17 protein-coding genes are annotated in these 17,387 nt (G+C 59.7%); 10 read left to right on the top strand and 7 right to left on the bottom strand.

Features of this window, described 5'->3' with window-relative positions; genetic code table 11:
- Positions 1-59: 59 nt before the first annotated feature.
- Positions 60-1,535 (bottom strand): NAD-dependent succinate-semialdehyde dehydrogenase, encoded by a 1,476-nt coding sequence (locus ACR0KJ_RS16425; protein ID WP_170455864.1) that lies wholly within the window; start codon positions 1,533-1,535, stop codon positions 60-62.
- A gap of 283 nt (positions 1,536-1,818) precedes the next feature.
- Here ACR0KJ_RS16425 and ACR0KJ_RS16430 point away from each other — a divergent pair, with 283 nt between their 5' ends.
- The 8 genes from ACR0KJ_RS16430 to ACR0KJ_RS16465 are packed head-to-tail and all read left to right on the top strand — an operon-like array spanning position 1,819 to position 9,269.
- Entirely contained in the window at positions 1,819-2,898 is a 1,080-nt protein-coding gene (locus ACR0KJ_RS16430; RefSeq protein WP_170455862.1) for a coiled-coil domain-containing protein, read from the top strand.
- A 42-nt stretch (positions 2,899-2,940) separates the two neighbouring features.
- Positions 2,941-3,303, top strand: coding sequence for a hypothetical protein (locus tag ACR0KJ_RS16435; RefSeq protein WP_480627174.1), 363 nt, complete (start codon positions 2,941-2,943; stop codon positions 3,301-3,303).
- Between the two features lie 9 nt (positions 3,304-3,312).
- Positions 3,313-4,431 (top strand): hypothetical protein, encoded by a 1,119-nt coding sequence (locus ACR0KJ_RS16440; RefSeq protein WP_480627175.1) that lies wholly within the window; start codon positions 3,313-3,315, stop codon positions 4,429-4,431.
- A gap of 56 nt (positions 4,432-4,487) precedes the next feature.
- Positions 4,488-6,419 carry an AAA family ATPase gene (locus tag ACR0KJ_RS16445; protein ID WP_480627176.1) on the top strand — a complete coding sequence of 644 codons (1,932 nt, stop codon included), beginning with the start codon at positions 4,488-4,490 and terminating at the stop codon, positions 6,417-6,419.
- Complete coding sequence (locus ACR0KJ_RS16450; RefSeq protein WP_170455854.1) at positions 6,416-7,012, top strand: hypothetical protein; 597 nt, start codon at positions 6,416-6,418, stop codon at positions 7,010-7,012. Before ACR0KJ_RS16445 ends, ACR0KJ_RS16450 begins: the two co-directional genes overlap by 4 nt.
- Positions 7,009-8,346, top strand: coding sequence for a DUF6638 family protein (locus ACR0KJ_RS16455; RefSeq protein WP_480627177.1), 1,338 nt, complete (start codon positions 7,009-7,011; stop codon positions 8,344-8,346). The genes ACR0KJ_RS16450 and ACR0KJ_RS16455 overlap by 4 nt, the downstream gene beginning before the upstream one ends.
- Before the next feature lies 1 nt (position 8,347).
- A complete protein-coding gene (locus ACR0KJ_RS16460; protein WP_170455850.1) occupies positions 8,348-8,614 on the top strand; it encodes a hypothetical protein in 267 nt (88 codons plus the stop codon).
- A 10-nt stretch (positions 8,615-8,624) separates the two neighbouring features.
- Positions 8,625-9,269 carry a DUF1523 family protein gene (locus ACR0KJ_RS16465; protein ID WP_480627178.1) on the top strand — a complete coding sequence of 215 codons (645 nt, stop codon included), beginning with the start codon at positions 8,625-8,627 and terminating at the stop codon, positions 9,267-9,269.
- A 6-nt stretch (positions 9,270-9,275) separates the two neighbouring features.
- Here ACR0KJ_RS16465 and ACR0KJ_RS16470 read toward each other — a convergent pair whose 3' ends face one another.
- From ACR0KJ_RS16470 to ACR0KJ_RS16495, 6 genes are all read right to left on the bottom strand, one after another.
- Positions 9,276-10,373, bottom strand: coding sequence for a flagellar basal body P-ring protein FlgI (locus ACR0KJ_RS16470; protein ID WP_170634505.1), 1,098 nt, complete (start codon positions 10,371-10,373; stop codon positions 9,276-9,278).
- A complete protein-coding gene (locus ACR0KJ_RS16475; protein ID WP_170455844.1) occupies positions 10,370-11,377 on the bottom strand; it encodes a flagellin in 1,008 nt (335 codons plus the stop codon). The genes ACR0KJ_RS16470 and ACR0KJ_RS16475 overlap by 4 nt, the downstream gene beginning before the upstream one ends.
- A 2-nt stretch (positions 11,378-11,379) precedes the next feature.
- The gene (gene flgK / locus ACR0KJ_RS16480) at positions 11,380-12,831 is read right to left on the bottom strand and encodes a flagellar hook-associated protein FlgK (RefSeq protein ID WP_480627179.1); all 1,452 of its coding nucleotides are present in this window, start codon (positions 12,829-12,831) and stop codon (positions 11,380-11,382) included.
- A gap of 33 nt (positions 12,832-12,864) precedes the next feature.
- On the bottom strand, positions 12,865-14,160 hold the full coding sequence (locus ACR0KJ_RS16485) for a flagellar hook-basal body complex protein (RefSeq protein ID WP_170455840.1): 1,296 nt from the start codon (positions 14,158-14,160) through the stop codon (positions 12,865-12,867).
- A gap of 90 nt (positions 14,161-14,250) precedes the next feature.
- Positions 14,251-15,090, bottom strand: coding sequence for a flagellar motor protein MotB (locus tag ACR0KJ_RS16490; RefSeq protein ID WP_480627180.1), 840 nt, complete (start codon positions 15,088-15,090; stop codon positions 14,251-14,253).
- 87 nt (positions 15,091-15,177) lie between these two features.
- A complete protein-coding gene (locus ACR0KJ_RS16495) occupies positions 15,178-16,515 on the bottom strand; it encodes a FliI/YscN family ATPase (RefSeq protein ID WP_480627181.1) in 1,338 nt (445 codons plus the stop codon).
- 87 nt (positions 16,516-16,602) lie between these two features.
- Here ACR0KJ_RS16495 and ACR0KJ_RS16500 point away from each other — a divergent pair, with 87 nt between their 5' ends.
- A complete protein-coding gene (locus tag ACR0KJ_RS16500; RefSeq protein ID WP_170455834.1) occupies positions 16,603-16,989 on the top strand; it encodes a FlgB family protein in 387 nt (128 codons plus the stop codon).
- Between the two features lie 6 nt (positions 16,990-16,995).
- A complete protein-coding gene (gene flgC / locus ACR0KJ_RS16505; protein WP_170455832.1) occupies positions 16,996-17,382 on the top strand; it encodes a flagellar basal body rod protein FlgC in 387 nt (128 codons plus the stop codon).
- The last annotated feature ends 5 nt before the right edge of the window (positions 17,383-17,387 follow it).

The following is a 17,387-nucleotide window of genomic DNA, read 5'->3' on the forward strand; positions in this document are numbered from 1 at the left end:
CAGTTTGATGACAAGCGCATCCGGGTCGGCCACCGCCCGAAGGCTATGGCCGGATTGGATCAGACCGACAGGCAGACGTATTTCATTTCAAGATAGTCTTCCATGCCGTGATGGCTGCCTTCGCGGCCCAGACCGGATTGTTTGACGCCGCCGAACGGGCCAAGCTCGGTCGAGATGATGCCAGTGTTCACGCCGACGATGCCGTATTCCAGCGCCTCGGCCACTTTGTAAACGCGGCTCAGGTCCTTGGCGTAGAAATACGAGGCCAGACCGAAGATTGTGTCATTGGCCATTGCGATCACGTCATCTTCGTCTTCGAACTTGAACAGCGGGGCCAGCGGGCCAAAGGTTTCGTCCTGCGCCACCATCATGTCCTGCGTTACGCCGGTCACGATGGTCGGCTGGAAGAAGGTGCCGCCCAGATCATGGGGCAGACCGCCGGTCAGCACCGCACCGCCTTTGGATGTGACGTCCTCGATATGCTCTTTGACCTTCTCGACAGCTTCGGCGTTGATCAGCGGGCCGGTTGTGGTGCCCTCGGTCAGGCCATCGCCAATCTTCAGCGCTTCGACTGCGGCCTTCAGCTTGGCTGCGAATGCGTCGTAAACACCGGCCTGAACGTAGATACGGTTGGCACAAACGCAGGTCTGACCGTTGTTGCGGAACTTGCACAGCATCGCGCCTTCGACAGCCGCATCCAGATCCGCGTCGTCGAACACGATGAACGGCGCGTTGCCGCCCAGCTCCATCGAGCATTTCATGACCTGATCGGCGGCCTGTTTCAGCAGAATGCGCCCCACCTCGGTCGAGCCGGTAAAGGTCAGCTTGCGCACACCGGGGTTTTCACAGAACTCCTTGCCAATCTCACTGGCGCGCGACGATGGCACCACGTTGAACACGCCCGCCGGGATGCCCGCCTGTTCCGCCAGAACCGCCAGAACGATCGCGGACAGAGGCGTTTCTTTGGCTGGGCGCGCAACAAAGGCACAGCCCGCAGCCAGCGCAGGCCCGGCCTTGCGGGTGATCATCGCGTTGGGGAAGTTCCACGGGGTGATCGAGGCCGCCACGCCAATGGGCTGCTTCATCACCATGATCCGCTTGTCGCGCTGGTGGCCCGGGATCGTCTCGCCATAGATGCGCTTGGCTTCTTCCCCGAAGAACTCGATGAAAGACGCGCCATAGGCGATCTCGCCCACCGCTTCGGCCAGCGGTTTGCCCTGTTCGGCGGTCAGGATCTTGCCCAGATCCTCGGCGTTTTCCATCATCAGATCGTACCAGCGCCGCAGGATTGCCGCGCGTTCTTTGCCGGTCAGCTTGGCCCATTCCTTTTGTGCCGCCTCGGCCTGCGCAATTGCACCCGCCACCTGCGCGCGGCTGACATCGGCCACCTCGGCGACCACATCGCCCCGCGCAGGGTTGGTCACGGTGAAGGTGCCATTGTCGCCATCCACCCACTGACCGCCGATATAGGCCTTGGTCGCCAGAAGATCGGGGTTCTTGAGCAGGGATTTCAGATCGGTTGTTGCGTCCAGCATAGGTTAGCCTCCGGCAGATATGGTTTGCGCGCACCCAAACAGGTGTTGCGGGCTTTGTCTATGGCCACTGTGGCGGGCGGATCATCCCAGTTGGCGTTCCTTTCGGTCGGGCATAGCGTTGCAGCTGCGCCGCAGTGCCGTGTTCACCGTCTGGTTGCGCCTGCTTGCCTTTCAATTCGGGTGCGAGTTTGCCAAAGTTTCCGGGATTTTGGACGTTAAGGGGATGTAAATGACCGTAACATTCCCTATCTTATTGGGTATATAAGGAAAAAGGGATAGCAAGATGTCGAACCAGCAGTTTGAGGCGTTGATTCAGGAAACTCAGACCAAGGTGCGCGAGTCGCAATCGCAGATCGAAGGCCTGACCTCGCGCATTGAAGCCGCCCGTGCCAAGATTGGCACCGCCGAGGCGGATATCGACATCGAAAACGCCACGCTTGAAGATGTGCACGCTCATACAGAAGTGATGAACGCCAATATCGCCGAGCTGATCATGGGTCTGGACGACGTGACCAGTGCGTTTTCCAAGGATTTCGACGAGATGCGCTCGAAAACCGGGTGGGAGAGCTTTGTGGGCGTGTTCTCGAAAGGCAAATCCGAGTCGATGCGGCAGGAGCGGATGCGCACCGCCAATATCGACGACAAGCTGCAGGATCTGATCGCCAAATCGGACGTGATCGTGAAGCTGCTGGAAGGGCAACTGGCCGTGCTGGAAGAACAGCGTGTGAAGGTCGAGGAGAACCTGACCGTCACGCTGGATGATCGCGAAGCGACCGTGGCCGAGTTGGAGGCTCTGCGCGCCGAGATTCAGGGCATGGACCCCACGATTATCACTTTGGAAAACAAGATCAGCGTCGAACAGGACGCCGCCGCGCGGACCCAGTTGGAAACCGAACTGGCCGAGTTGAACAAGCAATACAACGCAAAGGTTCAGGAGGAACAGGTCAAGCTGGCCAAGTCGCAGACGCTTGAGCGCTACATCGAAAAGGGCAAAACCTGGGTCGATTCACTGCAGAACCAGGCGGCGACGCAGATGGTGCTGATCAACAAGCTGCAGACGGACACGCAACAGCGCGTGGTGCTGTATGACGCTCTGACCAAATCACTTAAAACCGCGCAGCAGCAGGACGTGGCCCACCGTATCAACGAGATCGGCGTGCAGACCGACCAAGAGGCACAGACGGCGATGGCCGCCATCGGCACCGCGACCAACCAGAAAATGGCCGACATGCTTGAGGCGCATGAGGACCACATGGTCTTTGCCCGCGATGTGCTGGAGAAAAAGGCCAAGGCCGACGAACGCTTTGCCCGTCGGTTTGCTTCGATTGTCGAGAAGCATGATAAGAATTTGTATGGGGGTTAGGCCCTTATGTGGAGTTGGAGAGTTTTTCGCAGATTTGGTTTCTTGGGCATCTTGATCGCGGTTGCAGGAAGACTGGTCTCGTTTTTCTCTGGACGAAGTGTTTCGTTGGCGGACATTGGTACAGACGCGCCATTTCGCTTCACGCTTCAAGATGACATGAACGGGATTATGTTCGCGGCACTCTTTCTTGTTTTTCTGTTTGTTTTGGTCGGTTGTTTCGGGATTCTTGCCCGCGCGCTTTTCTCCATGGCTGCTCACACTATTCGGAGCCGCGATCCACAATTCTTCAATGTGCGCCAATCGGAGGCCAATATGCTCTTTAGCTTCTTTGAACTTGATGCATTCGGAAGAGTGCGTTCCGCCAAGGGTAAAGGGCAGTGGTTTCAGAATTTGAGATCCTGCTAAGAGACGCAAATGACTAACCCCACCCAAGACCATGTCGGCCTGACCGACACCTTCGCCTCGCGCCGCTATTTCCGCAAATTCGAGGTGATCACCGTCCACCTCCTGCGCGTGGCCGCGACGATGGAGGCCGAAGGCGCGATCAGCAAGCAAGAGGTGCGGATCGTGTCGCGTTACCTCTCGGGGCTGCTGTACACCTTCCGTGCGCTTTCCATGAAATACCTGCTGGTCGGGCGCGATACGGGGCGGTTCTTTGGCAGCCTCGCCATGGATAAACGTGACAGCGGCTTTCCGGTGGCGGCCGAGTTGCTGACCATGGCCAATGACGCGCAGCAGGCGCAGGTGCATCTGGCGAATATGCCCTCGGAAGATGACCTGAAAACCGACATGGTGCGCACGATTATTGGCGACCGCGAAATCCCCACCAAACTGCAATTCGCCCTGTCCCAAAGGCTCTATTACGAGGAATTGCTGAAGGGAGAGCTGTTCTGGGCCCGCAACGATCCCGAATGCCACTGGATCGGGAACGAAGGCGAGCGGCGCAAATTCCTGATCCACTGGGCGGTCTATGACAGCCAGATCAATCTGCCGGTCATTTACCTTATGCAGTTGGAGGATAGCGGCAAAACGGCCCTGCCCAAAGACCAGCGCCGCTGGCCCGAGGTGCAGGCGCATCTGATGGCGCAATCCTTGGGCGGGCTGAAACTGGTGACGATTGCCAAGGGCTTCGATCAGGATTTCGACGACCTGCACCCCAAACACATGCGCCGTATCCATGTGGGCCCGATGTATTCCTCGGCCTATACCGAGCAATCCGGCCCGCTGCGGCAGGTGCTGGAGGACGCGCAATCTCCGCAAGGGCAGGACTGGGCGCTGGCCTGGACCATGGAAGAGTTGGAGAGCGAAGACGTGACCCGCGAACGCGCCGGTTGGTTTTCCACCGTCGAGCGCGAGGTCTTTGCGCTGGACCCGTTCGGCGGTCAGGGGGCCGAGACCGGGGCGACGCGCACGCAACGCTCGATCATCCTGCCTCAGCGACCCTTTCAGGTGCTGGCCGAGCGCAACCCGCCGGGCTTTGCCGATGTGCGCAAATTCGTGGTCAGCAAGTCGGGGCAGGTGTTGCGGTATTAGAATTTTTGCCTCCGGCGGGAGTATTTTTGAAAAGATGAAGCAAGGGCTGTTTTGAAATGAGTTTGACGTCAGATCAGATGGAATTGCGCGAAGCAGATATTCGCAAGCACTATCCGGCAGCGACCGCCCTGCTGAACGGGTTTGAACACGCCCCGCGGATTGCCAAGGCGGTTGAGGCCGCCGTTGAGCGGTCTCCGGGTGTGTCAACGGGGCGGCGGTTTCGATCGACCACGCCGGGACTGGTGACGCGGCGCACCGTGCGGGCAGATGGGGTGCATCTGGTCGAACGGATTGAGGCCTCGGATGATGGCGATACGCTGGTCTCTCCGCCGCAGGCGACCACTCAGCAGGCGATCCGACGCGCCATTGCCATCGCTTTGGCCGTGGCCGAGGCCTATGCGGAACAGACCCCGCTGGCTGATCTGAAGCGGGCGAATTTGGCCGGGGATTTGCATGCCGCCCGCAAGACGGAATTCTCGGAATTGCTGACGGCCGAGGCTCTGATTACGTCGCACGTGTTCGGCAATGCGCTGGCTTATCTGATGTCCTCGCATCTGGGCGAAACCACCGTCGATATTGGTGAGGTCGAAGAGGTTCTGACCGACAATGGCCAGCTCGCCCTGCATGGCGCTTTGTGGGAGCTGGACCAGACCCTTGCCAAACACGCCCCCGACGATACCCACCTGATCGCCGCAACCAGTGCCTATGCCGAGCAATTGATGGATAAGGCCGCCCTGCGTGCCCAGACCGCAGGTCATCTGGCCCCGTTCCAGAACGCCGCCTGGCATATTGAGGCTGATGATCTGACGATCCGGGGCTTTGAACCCGCCTCAAAGGCCAAATCCACCACCCTGACCATGACGTTCAAGAAACCGAACGAGGTGGTCGGCAACCATATCGCCAAGTATCAGGCGATGAAGCTGGCCAAAATGCTGATGGCCTATGATTTCGACCGTCGCCTGAACCCGTTCGCGGAACTCGGCGGGTTCATCTTTACCTTCATGGGCGACGGCAAACCGGGCACCGGCAAGACCACCCTGATCCAGATGATGGCCGGGCTGATCAACGACTATTGCCAGAACGCAGGGTTCCCGTTCCGCTATCAGAACCTGAGCACCGACAATATCGACAGCTATCAGGGCAAATCCGGCCAGAACGCCAAGGCCTTTATCAACACGATCATCGACCCCTCGGTCATCGGCTTTGGCACCATTGACGACATCGACCAACTGGCGGGCAAACGCGGCGACCGGCAGTCGTCCGCCGGGCAACTGGAAATCACCGCCGTGTTGATGGAGAGCTTTGCGGGTGCCAATACCGTTGTGCGCGGCAACTGCACCTTTGGCATGTTCTCGAACTACCCCGAGAATGTGGACGACGCCTTGCGCCAACGGGCCGGTGCGCGGTTCCTGGTGGACGGGCCGCAAACGCGTGAGGATTACATCGACATCCTGCACCTGCTGATGGGCCGCAACCACGACATCCCGCTGGGCGAACACGACGCCTATGCCGCGCAGGAGATCAAAAAGGCCGTCGCCGCCAGTTTCGAAAGCCACTCCCGCCCGCACGAAGACGCCTTGTTGCAAGTCTATGACCGGGTCTCTGGCGAGATCGGCCAGATGGACACGATCGCCAAGCTGGGCACCTACCTCAAGGCGATCCAACAGGCGGATGAGCGGTTCACCGGTCGCGCAATCAAGAACATCACCGATGCGGTCAAGGTCCGCGCGATGGATTTCGAACTGCCCGACGAGTGGATGGAAAACCCCGACCTGTTCCTGTTCCGGGACTACGACACCAAGAAGGCCATGATCGAGGACCTGCGCCAGCCGATCACGGTCGAGATGGTGATGCAAGAGATCAACCGCTACGCTGACAGCGAGTTCCGCTATGCCGACAAGAGCGACGAGGTCGCCATCGAAAACGCGGTGCGAGAGATGAGCCGGATGGAAGAGGCCAAGCGGCGGTATCTGGAGGGGAAGGGGTGATAGCGCTAGTTTTAGTTCTTGCCGTTTTAACTTTTTTGGCGACTACCCCAGTCGTCCTTGCAGCCCTTTCAAAGTACCCGGGTGGATTGATTGATAAGATTGAGCTTTTTGTATCGGAATTCGATGGCATACTGATCTCAATAGGCACTCTCAGCTTGGTTTCTATGCTGGCTGTTTTGACGGCGAGGTTAACGAACCAGTCAGCTGAAAGAAGGGAAAAAGCCAACAGAAAAGTTCAATCTGAGTTGAAAATCGCGGAATTCAGAAGACAGTGGATCGACGAAATGCGTTCCGACTTAACCGAGTTTTCGCGTCTAGTTTTTCATCGTGACGGAATAGACGACATTAGCCAACTCTTTGCGATTAGAACGAAAATTTACATGCGTTTGAACTTGGAAGAGAAAAAAGCGCTAGCCGTCGTTCAAGCTATGGATGAAGCGTATACAGCGGACTTTAATGAAGCGGACACTGAGACGCTAATGAAAACGCAAATACGACTCTCTAGAGTTAGCAATGAATTTTTGAGAGGCGAGTGGCGAAGACTTAAACAGGATATACTAGACGCTCAAGTTCTTGCTGAGAATGAAACATGATCCGCCTCATCGAAAAAGGCCTGATGTTCGGCAACCTCGTCCACATCTCCAGCCCGGCTCTGGTCGAGCGGTATAACCGAGCGTTGCAGCATCTGGCGGGCAAAACCACGGCGCTGACGGATTTCCATGTCGATATCTCGGGCTATTCGCCAGAGGTTGGGATTGAGCTAGAGGATGAGCTCTACCTCAACCCCAACGGGGTCAATCGGCAGTTCATTCTGCTGACGACCGAACAGAAACGCGCGCCTTTGTTGAACGTCAAATTCTCGACCTCGCGCGATATCCTGCGCGAATTTATCGAGATGAACGAGGCGCAGTTGTTTGCCCTGACCGCCACCGATGCAGTGGCCGGAGAGCTGGTGAACTCGGTCATCAAACTCACCACGCCCCGCGATCTGCTGAACCTGCGCAAGATCGAGATTGAGGCTGACACCGCCGGCGGCACCTTGCGCAAGGCACAGCAACTGGCGGGGATGGTCGAACGGTTCAAGACCGAAGAGGATGCGTGGTTCGACGACGTATTGATCGCAAAAATGATCGAAACGGCCAAGGAAACCGGCGACGTCACTCGCAACCCGGTCCACCTGCGCCATACTGCGTTCGAGCAACGCAACTTCTGGACGGCGCATTTCGGTGGGCTTTATCTGTTCCCCGATCTGGACCACCCGGCGGCGATTTGCATGGGCAAAAAACCAGACGACCTGACGATCAAATATGTCTTTGGCCCTTCGCAACGAAACCAGATTGCCAAGTTCCTGGACTATAACGATCTGGTTGAACCCATCGTCAAGGCGCGCAGTGTAGATGCCGCCGCGATCCTGCAACAGAAGATGGATTTCCTGACCATCGCCGCCGCCGCAGATGCCGATGTCGATCTGACCGGGCTGGATCGCAGCGACATGCGACGTCTGGCGCGCAATCATTCGGATCGCCTGCCCGAGGCGTATCACGGTCTGGCGCAACTGCTGCGCTGGGCGACGGATGGCGGGCCATGGCCGCGCATCACCTCGGACCATCCGGCCTATTTCTACACACTGCGGGCCGCCGATACGCCAAACCGGGACCTTGTGAATATGCTATTGTCGGAACTGGCCCCACTGGACCCGCGCCAGATGTTCATCTGCCATAAAGAGCTGTTCTACAGCACGTATAAGACGTGGCCCGAGGCCAAGAAAGCCTATGTTGCCGACTTCCTCGCGCGCGAGTATCAGGTGGACAAGGCCGGGGCCCGCGCGGCCCTGTTCGGGCATGAGCCGGATATGTCCGGCGAAGATCGGATCAGCGAGGCAGTGATCGCGCGGGTCGGGCCCTGGGGATCGGTGAGGAAGGGCTGAGATGTTCGGAGCGATGCGCCTGTTTCTGATCCTGCTGGTGATCCAGACGGTTGCCTATGTTGCGCTGTCGCTCTATTCGCGCAATGCACGCCGCCGCAAGCTGGAAAGTTGGTGGGACGAAAAGGGCAAGCGCGGCAACAAACAGGCCTTTGTGGAACGCGGTCTGCACGTCTACGACAATTCGTTCCGGCGCAAACTGATCCTGGGCGTTTATGTCGTGCCTTGGGTGGCAATCGGCGTGCTGATCTATATTGTGAATTATATGTGAGGGTTAGGGCATGGCCTATTTGAAATGGGCATTGATCATCATCTTCTGGGGCACGATTGCGGTGGTCCTGCAATACTCTCTGCCGCAGCGCGATATCGTGCGGATCGTAAACACATACGAAGAGCGGCAGGACCTGAACGACTGGACCCGTATCTTCTGGTCCGAGCCAGATGATCAATCCACCAGCCTGTCGAACCGCGATGTGCAGTTCATTCAGGCCGTGCGTGCCAATGGCAAGCCGATTGTCTACCGGAACGAGGATACCAGCTGGGGCTGGCCGCCCTATTTCAAATTCGACACGGCAAACCTGTATACCGAAGCGAATGACGCGATATCTGATAAAGCGGACCCGGATTGGGTGGCGGTCACGCATTACGGCTGGCGGAACGAGTTCATGTCGATCTTTCCCAATGCGGTCTCCATCAAGCATCTGGACGGGCCGGATGTGCGCCTGATCCCGTGGTTCAACATCATTTTCCTGACCGTCTTCTTCGCCATGCTCTGGGCGATCTGGGTACGCTGGCGCAGGTTCCGCCAGCGTCGCATCGACCCGATGCTGGAAAATGTCGAAGACAGCCTCTATGCCGCTGGTGATGCGATCGAGGAAAGGCGCAACGGCTTCCGCCGCTGGCTGGACAGCTGGAAATCGAAATAGGCCACCTCAGCGTACTATGAATTCCGCATGAAGCGCCCCGGCGGCCTTGATCGTTTTCAGAATGTCGATCATGTCGCGGGGCGAGACGCCAAGGGCGTTCAGCCCGGCCACGACCTCGGACAATGTGGTGGCTTCGGGTATCTCGGCCAGACCGGTGCCCTCTTCTTCTTCGATGCCAGCAACGGTACGCGGGACCACGACAGTTTCACCTCGGGCGAAGGGGTTGGGTTGCACGGCAATCGGTGCCTCTTCGACCGTCAGGGTCAGGTTACCCTGCGACACCGCCACGCGCGAAATGCGAACCTCCTGCCCCATGACAATCGTGCCGGACCGTTGATCGACAACAACCCGCGCCTTGGTTTCCGGTTCGACAAGGATGTTTTCGATCCGACCAAGGGCATGCGCGGTTGAGACAGATTGCGTCGCCGCAATGTTCAACTCGACCGTCCCCGAGTCGCGCATGATTGCCACGGCGCGATTGAATTCCGTGTTGATGGCGGCCTCGATCCGTCCGGCGGTGGTGAAATCCGGCTCACGCAGGGCAAGGCGCATCTGGGTCAGGGTTGAAAGGTCGAAGTCAATCTCACGCTCGACCCGTGCGCCCGATGGGATCACGCCGGAGGTTGGAACCCCTTGCACGACAGATGCCGCATCGCCTTCCGCCACGGCGCCGCCTGCCAGAACCGTGCCCTGCGCTACGGCGTAAATCTGACCATCCGCCGCGTTCAGAGGGGTCATGATCAGGGTGCCGCCCAAAAGACTGTTGGAATCGCCAATCGCAGAAACGGTGACGTCAATCTGCCCCCCGACGCGGGCAAAGGGCGGTAGGCTGGCGGTCACCAGCACGGCGGCCACATTCTTGGGCCGAAAATCCTCACCCGTGACATTCACGCCCAGCCGTTCAAGGATGTTCGACATGATCTCTTCGGTGAAGGGCGAGTTGCGCAGACCGTCCCCGGTGCCATTCAGACCAACAACCAGACCGTAGCCAACCAGATCGTTGCCGCGCACACCGTCGAAATCCACCAGGTCCTTCAGGCGGATTGCCCCGGCAGAGGCGAAACCGGGCAGAAGCAGTATCAGAAGGAAAACAAGAACTCTCATCTCAGGAAGTTTACCAGCGACAGGTTGGCGTTGCGCACAGTGACCGAATAGAGGCTTTCCAGTTGGAACTGCACGGTTTGCAACTGCGCTGCCGTTTCATACGGGTCTGCCTCGATCAACGCGTTGCGGCTGTATTCCAGACTGACGCGCGCCGAGGCGTTGCGCGTGGCCGCCTGCTCCACCCGTGCCTCGGCCGCGCCCACTTCGGCCCGGAGTTTCACCGTTTCGTCCTTGGCGTTGGCCAGATCGACACCCAGCTGCGTGAACATGCTGGTGCGCAGGGTCGGCGACCAGGCCAGCGCATCCTCGGACGCCAGTGCGGCCAGGGCCGTATCCCGCAGCGCGGCCTTGAACGTTGGGTCGGTGGCGGTGATCGGGAGGGTGATCCGCTCATTCTCGGCAATCTGCATGGGGGCGAGGGGGGTGTCCGATCCTTGGTAGATCACGGCATCGAACCCTGCGGGGTCGTTGAACCAATCCTCGGCTGCGGTGCGGATATCGGTCATGGTGGTGAGGCCTGAAAGCTCGGTTTCCAGTGCGGCCAGCAAGGTTTCGGCGGATGCCAAAGGTGAGATGTCGGTTGCATTTCCGGCATACAGGCTGCGCCCGGCAACCCGTGTGTTCAAGGCCGACATCATCGTGTCCAGCTCATTCCGGGCCTGAACCGAGGCCTGTTCGTGCGTGACCGTCTGATTGGCCGTACCAAAGGCCAACAGCGTGGCGGATACCTCGGCCAAGGACGTATCAAACGTGTCCAGGCTTTGCTGCATCACATCGGTGAACAGCCCGGCCTCGGTCGTGGCGATCTTGAAGGCGTCCAGCCGGGCAAGGCTGCGGTCCAGATCCAGAAGATGGGAATAATCGCCCCCCAGATGCCCCGAGATATCCTGCACCTTGCCGGTCGACATCTCGTGGGACAGGGTTTCGATCTGGGTTTTGATCTCGGTGGCGCGGCTGCGCAGGGTCATGCCGCGCGCCAGATCGCCTATAGCGGTCAAGTTCATTGTCATAACCTCAGCAGTGTTTCCATAAGCTCATCAACGACGGTGATGACCCGAGCATTTGCGGAATAGATCTGTTCGATCTGCATCAGGCGTTGCAGTTCCTGATCGGTATCAACACCTTGTTCAGCCTCGATCTGCGCCATCTGTTGCTGCGCGCCATTGGCGAAAGCGCGGCGCTGATCGGCGCGATGGGCGTTTGCGCCAGCTTCGGACAGCAGTGCTTGGGTCACTTCGGCGGCGCGCATATTGCCGGTTCCGAACAACGCGCCGGGAACAGGCCGGGCGTCATTCAGCACGGTGCCAAAGGCCTGCAATTGCGATGAATCGCCCGGGCTTCCCGGTGTTGCCGCCCCCAGACCTGCGCGCAGCCTCCAACTGTCGCCGCCTGCATCCGGGTCCACGATTGCGTTCAATGATATGCGAGAGGCCAGCCCTGTCACCATCGTTGCATCGAACCGGTTTCCATCGTCAGTGAACAGGCCCGGATCAGTTGCCGCTGCGGTCGGGTCCAGCCCCGGCGTTTCGTACCGTTCGATCAGGTCGCGCGCGACGGTGTCCAGCTGTTGCTGCGCCTCAACGGCCAGATCATCCCGGATGGCAAACTGTGCCGCCAAGGCCCCGCCCCGTATCTGCGCCGAGGCACCGCCGGTGCGCACCGGGTTGCCGTTCATTTCCAGCCCCGAGAGCAGCCCGTTTGCCACGGTCATATGCGGTTTTGTCTCGCCCGTAGTGGTAAAGGCGAACTCTGCCGCCTTGCCTTCCAGCAGGATCAGCCCGCCATCGGAATAGAGCGAGACCTGATCATTGTCGCGCGGGATCACGTTCACCGGGATCAGATCGTTGACCTGATCAATCAGCACCTGTCGCTGGTCCAGCAACGCGCCAATGTCGCCACCCGAATAGCGAATGGCGGGGATCTTGGCGTTCAGCTCTTCGATGTCCCGCAGCGTCTGGTTCAGGCTGTCGACCTGAGCGCCAATCCTGCGATCCGCATCCGATCGCGCCTGACGCACACCTTCCGAGGCCCTATTGAGCTCGCGCGCCAGATCATCCCCGGCACGGGCGGCCTGATCCAGACGCTGCGCGGAGTCCGGCAGGCTAGCCGCCGTTATCAGGCTGCTGTCAAAGGCAGACAAACGGGCGGCCAGCGATGTTGCCTCATCCGGTGTTCCCACAAGGCGTTCGAACTGAGTATGGAACGCCGCAAGCGCCGTTTGCTGCGACAGATCGGCGTCCGTGGCGCGTCGGTTAGCGGTCAGAACGGGGTTCTCGTGACGGATCACACCGGCGGCGCGCACGCCATGGCCCGAGATCGGACTGGTGGTCAGTTCCAGAGACCGGCGTGCATAGCCGGGCGTCAGCGCATTGGCGATATTGCCGGACACAACGGCAGCCCCTCGACTGGCTGCGGTCAGCCCGCCCAAGGCATTGTTCAAAGCTGTCGACATATTCATGAGGCCATACCTTTCCCGTCACCGAAACCCGGATTACCGTTTGATATTCGTGGTTTCCTGCAACATCTCATCCACCGTCTGGATCACGGTCGCGCCCGAGGAATAGGCGCGCTGCGTCTGGATCAGCGATGTCAGTTCGGTTGCGACGTCGGTGGTGGATTCCTCGCGCGCGAAGGAAATCAGGTTGCCGGTCGGGCCTTCGCCCGCGTTCCAAAGGAAGAACGTGCCGCTGTCGCGCGATGGGGCATAGGTTTGGCTGTCCAGCGCGGTCAGGCCATTGGGATTTGGAACGTCCGCCAGCGGGATCTGGAACATCCGGCGGCTGACACCCGTATCGTAGAACGCAAAGACATAACCGTTCTCATCCACCTCGACACTGGTCATCGTGCCCACGGCCGAGCCATCGCGTGTGATCGAAACAGGCGCGAAGGTATCAGACAGCTGCGTAATACCATCAGCGTCGCCGATCTGGCCGATATTCACCTCCATCGGGCCACCTGCGACATTGACCACGACGCTGCCCGTAGTCGGATCATAGGCCCCGCCCGAAACGGTCGTCACGCTGGCGAGGGTTCCCCCGGCGGTGCGGCTGTCGGTGAAGGTCAGCGTGTACTCTCCGATCACCGCGCCACCCGAGGCCGAATCGCGCAGGACCATCGTCCATTCATTGCTGGACCCGGTGGCCGGTACCGTCGGCACCAGCTCAATATCGACGCTTTCGGATTTGCCCAGATTGTCGAAATATTCGACCGACAAGGGCTGCACGTCACCGGGCGCGCCCGCATCGGTCGCTGTTGCAGGCAGGTTCATGCGTAGGTTCATCTGCGTTGTGGGTGCGCCGGACAGCTGATTGACGCTCAGCTGCACGGGCTCCAGCGCGGCGGGGGTGTCGCGCGGCACGGCTGGGATCGACCCATCGGGATTCGCGCGCCAGCCCAGCAGTACCAAGCCGCTTTCGGTCACAAGATACCCTTCGTCATTGGTGCGGAACGATCCGGTTGTGGTCAGCAGCATCTCGTTCGATCCGCCCGCGATCTGCGAACTTGGGCGCACAGGGATCATCCCCCGTCCCCGCACCGCCAGATCGGTCGAATTGTTGGTCGTCACCAGCGAGCCGCGCTGATCGATCAGCCGTTGGCTGGTGGTCCTGACGCCGCCGGCTGAATAGCTGCCGCCCTGACCGGACGTAACCATCGAATGAAAATCCGTCTCGACCCGTTTATAGCCGAAGGTCGAAGAGTTCGCGATATTGTCGGATATGGTGGCCAGCCTGTTGGCATTGGCCCTCAGCGCCGCCACACCGGCATTCAGCGAAGAGGAAATTGTCATCGGCACGCCCTTCTGTTGCGTCAATCGTTGATGCAACAGCTAACGCACTGCCCCTTAACAGCGCGCTAACAGGTAAAATGCGCCCTACCTTTAGGGGCCGCGCAGAAAGATCACCTCGATCCGGTTGTTGCGCGGGGCCATCGGGTTGTCACTGTGCAGCTTGCGATCGGCATGTCCCGTGACCCGATCAAGTCGCTGTGCCACAACGCCTTTGTCCTGCAGCATCTGACGCACCGCCTGCGCGCGCGAGGTCGACAGATCCCAGGCAGGATTACGCGCCAGCACGACGGGCGAAGCGCCGACATGACCCTCCACGGCAACGGAATTCGTAACCAGATCCGAGGCGCGTGCGATGAGCAAACTCAAAGCCCGCAGGATCGGCGTCGGTGTATCCGAGCCCGATTCGAACAGCGGCTGATCCTCGGTATCGAACAACTCGACAATCAGGCCTTCGTCGGTGACGCGGGTGACAATGTGCTTGAGCAGCTTGTCCGACACCGCGCTTTCTCCGGTACGCCCCAGCAACTGCGCCTCGAGCGTCGAGAAATCCTGCTGCGCCCCTTTGCCGCCGCCATCCGCGTCCAGGCCGGTTGTCCCGCGCGCCTTGTGCGCTTCGGTCGGAAAGCGGTTGGTCGCACCCTTGCCGTCCGAGACCAGAGTGTTTTCCGAAAACATGCTGTCGCCGCCAAAGGCCCCGTCACCGCCGCCGGAATCGGGGCTGATCGGGATCGTCGGCGAGAAGTAATCCGCCAGCCCCTTGCGTTGCGTTTCGGTCGTTGCGTTCAGCAGCCACATCAACATGAAGAAGGCCATCATGGCCGTGACAAAGTCCGCATACGCGACCTTCCACGCGCCACCGTGATGGCCATCGCCACCTGACACACGCTTCTTCTTGATGATGATTGGCGCCGCATTGCTCTGCGCACCCATCTCCACCACCTTTTTATCACCCAAGCTCAGGGGTAGCAGCGCAGGTCTTAAGGTGGGCTTAACACTTAAAACTGTACAGAGTTCACCTTACCTTGGCAGCCCAGCAGACGCCCGACGCAGGATCAGGGACAGGCGGTTGAAGCTGTTTTCAATCCCTTCCGGGTCGGTTTTACCAAAGAAACCATCCAGATCGTCATGTACCCGGACCGCCTGATCCAGCAGGGGATCAGAGCCTTCGGTATAAAGCCCGGCTTTGATCATCACCTCGGATTGCTCATAGCTGCCGACCAGTTTCCGGGCCTCGGCGATCATCTGATTCTCGGCCTCGGTCGCCGCCCCCGGCAGACTGCGCGAAACCGACCGGCTGAGGTCAATCGCCGGAAAGCGGCCGCGTTCGGCGATCTCGCGGCTCAGCACGATATGGCCGTCCAGCACGCCGCGCAGGATGTCGGCGATGGGTTCGTCCATATCCGATCCGGCGACCAGAACGCTGAACACCGCAGTAATGTCGCCCTGTTCATGCGTGCCCGGCCCGGCGCGTTCGCACAGCTTTGAAATCAGCGGCGTGACCGATGGTGGGAAGCCGCGCAGCGAGGGGGCCTCACCCATCGCAACGGCAATTTCCCGATGCGCCTCGGCAAAGCGGGTGACGGAATCGGCCAGAAACAGGACGTTCAGACCCTGATCGCGCATGTATTCGGCCACGGACATGGCAGACCACGCGCAACGCCGTCGCGCCAATGCGGATTGGTCCGAAGTGGCCGCCACAACGACTGCACGTTTCATGGCCTCGGGCCCTAGGGCATGGGTGACAAACTCATTCACTTCGCGCCCGCGCTCGCCCACCAGTGCCACGACGACCACGTCAGCCTGCATCGACCGCGCCATCGTTGCCAACAGGGTGGATTTCCCGACACCCGAACCCGCAAACAATCCGACCCGCTGCCCACGCACAATCGGCAGCATGGTATTGAGCGCCGCCAGACCGGTCGCCATCCGTGCGCCAAGTGGCTTGCGATTTACGGCCGGGGGCGGGGCTTGCACGATGTCCCTCTCCTGCGGTCCGCCCAGCAGCGGTTTGCCATCAAGCGGGGCACCAAACGGATCGATCACCCGCCCCAGCCAATGCATCCCCGGCGCAAATCCGGGTGAGGGGTTCAGAATCACTCGGTCCCCAAGGCTGACCCCATCCGGTGCGCCGCCGGGCATCATGTGAATATGATCGGAGCCCACATGCAGCACCTCACCCGTCAGATCGGGGCCGGATCGACGTTTCAGCGTCAGCAGATCCCCGATTCGTGCCTGTCGGGTCAAACCGCTGATTTCTATGACGCCCTGCGCGACCCCAGACACCAGCCCGACATGTCGTGTCGCGGCCATCCGGTCGAATTCGCATTTCAGAAGCATCGGGTCGAGATCTGACATCGTGGGTTCTCCAACTGAGTTCTGAAAACTGTTTCTAAAGGAATCGGGGTTAAGCCTTGATTGAAATTGATCGAGGGAGAAGCCCCGATGTTCTATGACCTGAACGTCTTTAAGACAGCGTACGCAATGGCAACCCATGCCGGGCAACGGCAGGCCGTCATCGCGCGCAACATGGCCAACGCAGATACGCCGGGCTATCAGCCGCGCGATATCGAAGCCTTTCAAACAGCATTCGAAAACACCGGGTCCGGGGCCGAAATGACGGCCACCCGGCAGGGGCATCTGAACGGCGGCATGTCCGGGCAAAACTGGGCTGAATACACTGCCGAGCCGAAAGGGGATCCCAACGGCAACGGTGTGTCGCTGGAAGAGGAAATGCTGAAAGCGGTTGACGTCAAACGGCAGCATGATCGGGCGCTGACGATCTACAAGTCCTCGATGGGCATTCTGCGCACCAGTTTGGGTCGGGGTTAATCGGAGATGAGCGATTTTTCCCACTCTCTTACTGCGTCGGCCAGTGCCCTGCGGGCGCAGGCGGCCCGGCTGCGTCATGTGTCCGAGAATATCTCGAACGCGGATACGCCCGGCTACCGGCGCAAAACGGTCCCGTTCGAGACGGTGCAGAAGGACGGCAAGGAGATGGTGCAGGCCGGGCGCGTGCAACTGGATCGCCGCGATTTGCAGCGCGTTCACGACCCCAGCCATCCGATGGCGGATGAAAGCGGTCATTATCTGGGCTCGAATGTCGATCTGATGATCGAGATCGCCGACGCGCGCGAGGCGCAGCGCAGTTACGAGGCCAATCTCAAGATGTTCGACCAGACGCGCAAAATGTCGTCGTCGCTGATGGAATTACTCCGGAAATAAAGGAA

It is taken from the genome of Ruegeria sp. AD6 (assembly GCF_056542325.1).